General features: G+C 51.8%; 1 protein-coding gene. It reads left to right on the forward strand.

Translation table 11 applies throughout. The annotated features are described in order from the left end of the window. A partial coding sequence (locus BJP35_RS23785; protein ID WP_373419698.1) for a preprotein translocase subunit SecY occupies positions 1–307 on the forward strand: 307 nt, incomplete at both ends.

Here is a 307-nt window from a genome sequence, read left to right on the forward strand (position 1 = left end):
CGAGCTGAAGCGCAGACTTTTGTTTGTCATCGGCGCGCTGATTGTCTTCCGCATCGGCTCTTTCATTCCGATTCCTGGTATCGATGCCACTGTGCTTGCCAAATTGCTTGAGCAGCAGAGAGGCACTATCATTGAAATGTTTAACATGTTCTCTGGTGGTGCCCTCAGCCGTGCTTCTATCTTTGCTCTGGGGATCATGCCGTATATCTCGGCGTCGATCATTATCCAGCTGCTGACGGTGGTTCATCCAGCGTTGGCGGAAATCAAGAAAGAAGGGGAGGCTGGCCGTCGCAAGATTAGCCAGTAC

It is taken from the genome of Enterobacter sp. J49, from assembly GCF_002148625.1.
GTDB lineage: Bacteria > Pseudomonadota > Gammaproteobacteria > Enterobacterales > Enterobacteriaceae > Enterobacter > Enterobacter ludwigii.